General features: G+C 41.5%; 1 protein-coding gene. It reads right to left on the bottom strand.

Going from position 1 to position 1,649, the window contains the following annotated elements:
• Positions 1-189 precede the first annotated feature (189 nt).
• The gene (locus FC07_RS11720; protein WP_057905302.1) at positions 190-1,395 is read right to left on the bottom strand and encodes an IS110 family RNA-guided transposase; all 1,206 of its coding nucleotides are present in this window, start codon (positions 1,393-1,395) and stop codon (positions 190-192) included.
• Between the last annotated feature and the right edge of the window lie 254 nt (positions 1,396-1,649).

Below are 1,649 nucleotides of genomic sequence, written 5' to 3'. Positions count from 1 at the left end.
TTTTCTACCATTAGTCAAGAGAAAGTTGCTACATTGGGCTTTCTCTTTTTGTTTTATCTATTATCTTTCTGTTATCTCAGAAAGAGGACATACTGAGTACTCAGATAGACTGATTTTGCGTACACCAAACACAACCTCGTTAATTTCTGATTTTCGAGGTGCTATAATAAGTTTAAATGATCTTCGACATTACTGTCCGGCCAGGGACGTTTTCGGGTCGAAGTAATCATTGTTTATGACTAGGTGATAGAGGGTTCTGATAAGGCGCCCAATTGCCGCAATAGTGATCAGTTTCGTCCTTTTGGTCGGAGCTGATTGCTTTTTATTTTGGTAATAAACGCTAACATTGGATGGTTGATAGCGTGCTGCACTGACGATATTCATAATTGCGCGATACAAAATCTTGCGGGCGTAAGCATTGCCACGCTTACTGATACCACGCTTCATTTTGTGATCACCAGATTCATAGCGAACAAGATCAATACCAATGTAGCGATTGACGGCATTAGCACTATGGAAACGACGCAAGTCACCAACTTCTCCAAGTAGACACATTGTAGTCTTGATGCCAATACCAGGAAACGAAAGGATATATTTGACTTCTTCTAATCCTTTGGCGGTTTCTTCCATTTCCGTAATAATAGCGTTTTTAAGTCCGTCTAGTCGCTCGACTTCTGTCGCAAAATACATCGTGGCACGTACTGCATGTGCATTGACTGGCACGGAAGAAGCACAACGTTCTGCGAGTTCTAACAACCGATTCGCAATTTTTAAAGCGCGTTTGATTCCCATATTCTTCGGCGTTGCGTCTAAAACTTGGTTAGCTAACTCAGTCGCGTCATACTTGAGTACTAGTGCTGGATGTGCAAAGCGCTCGACCAGATGCCAATACAGCACACCATCCGTTTTACTAAGAACATGTTCTAGTTCTGGAAAGGTAAGCTGTAAGGCCTTATGCAGACGATTCTTTGCCCGGACAACATCTTCGTTATAATCCTGATAGGTACGCTCTAGATCATGAAGTTCACTATAGGCCGGATCCTGTTGATATGTTGGTTTATAGTGCTGCTTCTTCATTGCCAAAGCCAGACCGCGTGCATCAAGTGCATCCGTTTTATCATGACGAAAACTAGCCATATCAATTTTCGATTTGAGCGGATTGATTTCTGTGTACTGCCAGTTATTTCGTTGGAGATAAGCTCGCAAGCTTCGTGAATAGACACCAGTTGATTCAAAGATAATCTGGGGCTCTGTGAAACCATTAAGTTCGTTTTCAAGCGTTTGATAGCCAGGATTATTATTTTCAATTTTAAACTCTTTGATGAATGTTTCGTTCACTAATATGGATACGTTAGCCGTTGCTTTACTGACGTCAATGCCAAAAATACATTCCATTCTAAACACCACCTGTTTGAAGTTGCTTCATCAATTCACTCATCTCAATTTTCAATACACGGCGTCAAAGCGCCTACAGTCTTCGAGCGAGTTCTTTGGTGAATCAGCGAAGTTGCCAGTTTTTTTCCCGACGTCAAAGCGCCAAAGAAGCCTGCGGCATGTCAACTTCGATACCACTTTACCAAAGAAACGAAAAGTGGTGAATCATAATTCCGTCAAATTACGATTCACCACCAATGTTAGACTGTTTTTTT

Origin of the sequence: Loigolactobacillus bifermentans DSM 20003, from assembly GCF_001434575.1 — a bacterium.
Classification (GTDB): Bacteria; Bacillota; Bacilli; order Lactobacillales; family Lactobacillaceae; genus Loigolactobacillus; species Loigolactobacillus bifermentans.
The sequence above is the reverse complement of the archived record's forward strand: the minus strand, read 5'-3'. Positions and strand labels throughout refer to the sequence as shown.

Excerpts from the sequence above, each read along its gene's own strand:
- FC07_RS11720 (WP_057905302.1), bottom strand. The coding sequence starts at position 1,395 with ATGGAATGTATTTTTGGCATTGACGTCAGTAAAGCAACGGCTAACGTA.